Annotated in this window: 6 protein-coding genes; 3 read left to right on the top strand and 3 right to left on the bottom strand. The window is 69.7% G+C overall.

What is annotated here, in order from left to right:
• Positions 1-1366: 1366 nt before the first annotated feature.
• Entirely contained in the window at positions 1367-1990 is a 624-nt protein-coding gene (locus tag ACGFK0_RS36990; RefSeq protein ID WP_392913293.1) for a TetR/AcrR family transcriptional regulator, read from the top strand.
• Positions 1991-2210: 220 nt separating this feature from the next.
• A complete protein-coding gene (locus ACGFK0_RS36985; RefSeq protein ID WP_392913291.1) occupies positions 2211-2471 on the top strand; it encodes a hotdog domain-containing protein in 261 nt (86 codons plus the stop codon).
• Positions 2472-2480: 9 nt separating this feature from the next.
• Here the strand turns inward: ACGFK0_RS36985 and ACGFK0_RS36980 are convergent, their stop codons facing one another.
• The gene (locus ACGFK0_RS36980) at positions 2481-2915 is read right to left on the bottom strand and encodes an SMI1/KNR4 family protein (RefSeq protein WP_392913289.1); all 435 of its coding nucleotides are present in this window, start codon (positions 2913-2915) and stop codon (positions 2481-2483) included.
• A gap of 56 nt (positions 2916-2971) precedes the next feature.
• Between ACGFK0_RS36980 and ACGFK0_RS36975 the strand changes: the two genes are divergently transcribed.
• Positions 2972-3919: a MerR family transcriptional regulator gene (locus ACGFK0_RS36975; RefSeq protein WP_392913287.1), complete on the top strand. Its 948-nt coding sequence runs from the start codon at positions 2972-2974 to the stop codon at positions 3917-3919.
• Between the two features lie 22 nt (positions 3920-3941).
• Here ACGFK0_RS36975 and ACGFK0_RS36970 read toward each other — a convergent pair whose 3' ends face one another.
• Positions 3942-4589, bottom strand: a complete 648-nt coding sequence (locus ACGFK0_RS36970; RefSeq protein WP_392913284.1) for a DUF4241 domain-containing protein — start codon at positions 4587-4589, stop codon at positions 3942-3944.
• 7 nt (positions 4590-4596) lie between these two features.
• A complete protein-coding gene (locus ACGFK0_RS36965; RefSeq protein ID WP_392913282.1) occupies positions 4597-5256 on the bottom strand; it encodes a twin-arginine translocation signal domain-containing protein in 660 nt (219 codons plus the stop codon).
• Positions 5257-6000: the final 744 nt, after the last annotated feature.

Raw genomic sequence — 6000 nt, 5'->3', positions numbered from 1 at the left:
CCTTCCCGCCCGCCGTCACCACCCGCCAACGCAAGATCCTCGACGCCCTGAACACCCCACGCGCCACGCACTAACCAATTGAGCCAACTCAGGAGGAAGACGGCGGGCTCGTGCTCGTCGAAGGTTGTCCAGAGTTCGGCGATCCGCCGTTCCCAGTCCGGCTTCGTGTTGATCATCGGTCAAGGATAGGCCGGTCGGTGGTGTGAGCCGGGACGCAACGGTTGTGCAACGTGCGATAGGTGAGAGTTCAAAGAGCCCGACGATGATCCGGGCCATGGCCGCGCCGGTGCCAACCCACACATCTGCACCGGCGCGGCCGCCTACCTTGATTAGCTGCGCTCCAGATCCGGCCACGCGGGGTTCCGCCGCTGCGACCATGCCCTCGCCGCCGGCTGGGTCGATCGCGACCGGTGTCACCGAAGGCGTCCGCCGCGACCGTCTCGCCATCGCTGGCGGTCGCTGGTGCCTGGCCGGCCGCCGATGCCGCCCCGAAACTCCGCGCCCTGATCAGCAACAGCGACCTCGACGACTACTGGAGAGATCGCCTTCGGTAAGACATCACCCACTTGTAACCGCCTTGCCTGCCCCTGGGTCTTCTCTCAGGAATCGGTCGGGCCCAGGCGCTCGCGATACGTGTTGGACGTTCGGCGGAGAGGGGTCTAGCTGGGAAGACGGGCAGCGGAGCGCGTGGCCCGCTGGCCTGCTGTGTGATCGACTCTGGCTTGACCAGCGCAGAGTCGTGGGTATCGAGCAAGTGCACGGGGTTCACCGCGTCTGTTCGGAAGACGTTCCTCGGTCCAGGCGGTGTGACGTGTGCGCAGATCGTTCGCCGTGAGATCCGTCCGGCTGAGGCCGTGGCAGTTGGGCGGAAGCAGGTACTCGGCGATCTGGCCTGCTGCGGTCTGGTAGGCGTCCGTGGACACCTGCCACAGCACGTTGTCCGACCAGAAGTCGAAGTGCACCTCACCGGGCACCGGGCCTCAGTCCAGCCGGGCGCGCGGCCCGCTTCCGCGAGATGTGCCCGTCCCCACCGGAGTGAGCCCGGGTTCGGCCGCGGGGAGGCGATGGGCGTGGACCGTCTGTGCCCTCTCGGGTGGGCGAGGCCGGCGCTGCGGCCTCGTTCGCTGCGGCTCCGTCACCTGGCGGGAAAGCGGCGCAGCATCAGAGTCCGCTTCGACTCCGGCGCATCGAGCAGAGCCCAAGGCTCGTTGGGGCTGCTGGGACTCGGGGCACAGGGGCACCGAGGCACCGGGGCACCGAGGCACCGGGGCAGGATGCGCCATCACGGGTTACGACGTGATTCGCCGGGCGGTCGCGGTTGGGAGTTTTTTCGGATCGGTGATCCGGAATTGGATTACCGTGGTGGGTGGGACGGAAGAAGAGGCGTACCGAGGCGCTGCGCGGCGAGCTGCTCGAGGTCGCGGCGGGGCTGCTGGCGTCGGGTGGGAGCGGTGCGGTGACGACACGTGCCGTGGCCGCCGGCGCCGGGTCGTCGCAGGCGGCGGTGAACGAGCTGTTCGGCGGCAAGGCCGGTCTCGCACGCGCGTTGTTCGCTGAGGGGTTCCGACGGTTGGCCGGGGAACTGCGGGCGCTGGAGACCAGTGGCGACGCCGAGGCGGACGTGCTGGATCTGGCGCTGGCCGTCCGCTCGTTCGCGCACCGGTGTCCGCATCTTTACGAGGTCATGTTCTCCAGGCCGTTCGCCGATTTCCGCCCTGGCCCGCAGGATGCGCGTGCCGCCGAGGAGATCTACGGAATCGTGGTCGGCCGGGTCGCCGCGGCGCTGGGGCCCGGCCGCGCGGACGGGACGGCGAAGGACGCCGCCATCGGGCTGTTCGCCACCGTTCAAGGATTGGCCGGACTCGAATCGTCCGGGCTGCTCGGGAGCGGTCCAGAGTCTGCCGATCGCCGCTTCCGTTTCGCCGTCACCGCGGCGATTCGCGGATTCGTCGACACCGCATCCGCCTCGGCGCCGCCCCGTGAGGCATGACGTGCCGCATCGAATCGTCCTGGAGGGACCATGACCGCCGAACGACCGACCTTCGTTCCCTGGGATCGTCCCAGTCCGCTGCTCGACGCCATCGGGGGTTTCGCCCGGCATGCCGCCGACCCTTTGCGGGCCGGCTTCACCGTCGACGGCCCCAAGGCGAACGCGCGTGGATTCCTGCACGGTGGTGTGATCGCCGCCATAGGCGACGTCGTCATCGGCCATGCCCCTCGCCGTCCAGACCGATCCGCCGACCCGCCTGGTCACCGTCAATCTGTCCTGCGACCTGCTGGGCACGGCGAGGGAGGGGGAGTGGGTCGACATCCTCGTCACGCCGACGCGGGTGGGAAGAAGGCTCGCGGCGGGATCGGCGACGTTCACGTCGGGCCGCGTCATCGCCAACGTCACCGCCCTCTTCATGCCGGCCGGTCCGGTGTCCGCCACCTCCGGTCAGGCTGATGCGGCGGCCGCGCCGGCGAGCTGACGCCGGCGGCTACCGGTACCAGTCGTCGTCGCCGTCCGCCAGGGACCGGCCGAGGTAGTCCCGCAGGTCACCGGCGGCCAAGGAGCGGCTGTCCGTCTCGTGGTCCCATACGAAGATGTCCGGCCGTGGTGGCGTCTGGACGAAGGCGAACTGGTCACCGCCGCCGTTGTCGCCGAAGAAGAGCAACACGTCGAACGGCATGTAGAGGTCGGCGTACGAGTCGTCCGACCAGAAGCGGAGGTTCTGCTCGACGATCTGCTGCAGCGGCCAGACCGTGTCCACCCCATAGTGCCCGACGATCCCGTCCGTTTCCTGAAGCAGGCCGGTGAGTTCGCGCGGCAGGGAACGGCCCAGGCGCTGTTCGGCCGCCGCCAGCGCGGCCGCGTCGGCGGACGTCCTGAACCCGGCATCGGCGTATGCCCGGGATGCTGCTTCCTTCCACATGATCGCAGCCTAGGCGGGGTTGCGTCTCCCGTGGGGGGAGGCGGGAAGGTGGGGACATGGACGGCACGCTCTACTCGATCGGTGAGGTGGCCCGGCGGACCGGTTTGACCGTCAAGGCCATCCGGTTCTACGCCGACCGCCGGATCGTGGCGCCGACCGGACGCAACCCGGCCGGCCATCGCGTCTACGGCATTGACGCCGTCGCGCGCCTGGAACTCGTGCGGACGCTGCGCGACCTGGGGATGGACCTCCCCACGATCCGGCGGGTCGTGGAGCGGGAGGTCCCGCTCTCCGAGGTCGCCGCGGCGCACGCCGAGGCGCTGGACGTGCGGATCCGGGCGCTGCGGTTGCGGCGGGCGGTGCTGACGGCGGTGGCCAGGCGCGGGTCCACCCGTGAGGAGATGCATCTCATGCACAAGCTGGCCCGGCTCTCCGAGGACGAACGCCGGAGGTTGATCGGTGACTTCCTCGACACCGCGTTCGGCGACCGGGATGATGACCCGGGCTTCGCGGGCATCCGGCGTTCGATGACCCCCGAACTGCCCGGCGACCCCGGGACCGAGCAGGTCGAGGCGTGGGTGGAGCTGGCCGAACTGTCCCAGGATCCGGACTTCCGCGGCCTCATGCGGCTCATGGCCGAGCAGCATGAGGCCGACCGTGCGCCGGACGGCCCTGCGGTCGTGTGCCGCGATGCCGTCGCGATGGTCCGTGACCAGGTGGACCCGGCCCTGGCGGCCGGCATCGCCCCGGGCTCCCCGGAGGCCGAACCGGTCGTCGCGGCGGTCACGGCCGGATACGCGCGCGCCTGCGGCCACGGGGACGGTGCCGAACTGCAGCGTCGGCTGCTGGCCAGGGTGGAGACCGCGAACGACCCGCGCAGGGAGCGGTATCTCCGGCTGCTCTCAGTGATCAACGGCTGGCCGCGTCCGGACGACATGACCCCGGCGCTCGCCTGGTTCGTCCGGGCACTGCACATCCATCGCCTCGGCCTCGGCACCTCCTGAGCCGGGCTGGACCGCCTCGTCCTCAATGGGCGTCGGACAGCAGCATGAAGTCGGCGACGAACCGGGTGATCCCGCCTTCGGTGTCGCGTCCGATGAACACCGGGTAGGCGCCGTCGCCCCAGCCTGAGCCGACCACCGGCAGATTGGCTCCGGACGCGGGGTCCACCACGGCCGTCACATACCCCGGGACCGGCTTCTGAGGCAGCGGCCTGGGGATGTAGACCGTCTCGACCCGGCTGAAATCCCATCGCCCCAGGGCTTCGCACGAAGCGGCGTCCGCGATGGTCGCGCGGCCGGAGTCGACCTCGAAGCCGACGTAATCGTCCTCGGCTTCGAGGTCGCCGATCGACTCGTCCTCGGTGACGGCCATCTCCCACGACACCGTCGGAGCCTCGCTGACCCGCAACTCCAGTGCGGCATTGCGGCGATCGACTTCTTTGCCGCGTTCGCACAGGACCGCGACCCACGCGTACATCGGATGGGTGCCCGGCGGAATCGTCGCGGCGAACGGTTCGTCATCGCTGGTCGGGTAGCCGTCGGCGGCGACGATGCGTCCGGTCGGCAGTACGGCGGGAGCGAGCGCCCTGGACTCGATGATGAACTCGGTCTTCTTCCTGGACTGGCGGTGTCCGTCGACCAGAAGCGTGTCGAGGTCGGGGGTGTAAGGCATCCTCGGATCATGCCGTATACACGCGCACATGGCCGACGAACAGGTCCATCGGGAGCGCCTCGGCGTTGATGCGCCCCGTCTCGTTGATCGCCCGGACGTACATGGCGAGCGGCTGCGGCTCCGTCACGGCCTGCGCCCTGTGGCTCCGGTACGGCTCGCCGTCGATGTGGAAGACGACCTTTCCCGCCCGGCGTTCGAGACCGTAGAAGTGGAAGTCCTCGTCGAGTGGACCGCCGGCCCGCCCGATGTGCTGGACGTCGGCGTCGGAATGGCGGATGACGGAGTCTGCGTCCGCGTCGGTGCCGGTCACTTTGGCGCGAACCTCGGTGTAGGTATCCCCGCCGACGGCGAACGTGGACCGCACGCCCCCCGGATGGAAGGGGCCCTGTCCGGACGGGTCGCCGCCGAGCCGGATGCGGAGCAGGCCGTCCGACACCTGGACGTCGCCCTTCCCGACCCACTTCGCGGTGTGCAGTAACCCGCCGTTGAACTCGTCGCTCCTCGACGGGTCGAGCCTCCAGCCGGCGCCGGGTGGAAGCATCGTCTCGCGTTCCGCGTCGAAACCGAGGGCCGATGCCTTGCTGCTCGCCGCGACCATGACCCCGCCGGCCCCCGCCGCCGCGACCAAACCCAGAAAGCGACGCCGGTCGATTCCCCTGACAGCCACGCCCATCACATCCCCGGTTTCCCCTATTCGGTGTGATGGAGCCGGCGGCCCGGGAGTTCACGCGCGGTCTGGGACGTCCGGTAGGGCCGGGCCGCTGCCGTACCGCCATTGCCCCTCCGTGGACGTGGGGAGGCGGATGCCTGCGGGTGGGGCGAGGTGGGTCGCGATGCGCGGGTTCGCGAAGAATTTGCTGGGTGCTCGCCTGCGACGCCGTAGGCTGCTCGGGTGGTGCGTCCTGGAAGCTGGTCCGATCCTGCGGGTGGAAGTCCCGTCCGGGTAGACACCGGAGTGCCCGGTAGCAGGCCCCGGTTCGTTGGAGAGATCCGGCGGGCTGAGCGGGGCGTCGAGAGCCTCTTTGGAGGGAGCAAGCACGCGGGCCGTAGCCGTTTTGCGGTGAGTCCTGCAGCCTCGTCACAACTACAGCGGAGAAGCCGAGCCGTTCCCTTCACGGCGAAGGCCACGTTCGGCGGGCTCTGTTCCGGGGTCAGCCCGTCGGGTTCTTCCGGGGTATGGGGGGCGGCACGTGTGCACGGATCGGGCCGGAACAGGAGAGACCCGTCTGACCATGCCTTCGTCGGGCAGGAGACCGGGTGTATAAGCCGATGGTGAAGTCGTTCGGAGGGCAGCGGGAGTCCGAGGGGGCCGTAGTACCGGCCGGGTGTCGAGGAGACGGGACGGCGGGGAAGGGCCCTCGCTTTGATCACGCTTGTGGCGAGGGTAAGCGCGAGGGCATGACCGGGGATC

The organism is Spirillospora sp. NPDC048823, from assembly GCF_043198445.1.
Taxonomy (GTDB): Bacteria; Actinomycetota; Actinomycetes; order Streptosporangiales; family Streptosporangiaceae; genus Spirillospora.
Note: the sequence above shows the minus strand (reverse complement) of the source record. Positions and strands in the feature narration are given on the sequence as shown.

Bases quoted from the DNA above. Each gene is read 5' to 3' on its own strand.
- ACGFK0_RS36985 (WP_392913291.1), top strand. From the start codon at position 2,211: ATGCCCCTCGCCGTCCAGACCGATCCGCCGACCCGCCTGGTCACCGTC.
- ACGFK0_RS36980 (WP_392913289.1), bottom strand. From the start codon at position 2,915: ATGTGGAAGGAAGCAGCATCCCGGGCATACGCCGATGCCGGGTTCAGG.
- ACGFK0_RS36975 (WP_392913287.1), top strand. From the start codon at position 2,972: ATGGACGGCACGCTCTACTCGATCGGTGAGGTGGCCCGGCGGACCGGT.
- ACGFK0_RS36970 (WP_392913284.1), bottom strand. From the start codon at position 4,589: ATGCCTTACACCCCCGACCTCGACACGCTTCTGGTCGACGGACACCGC.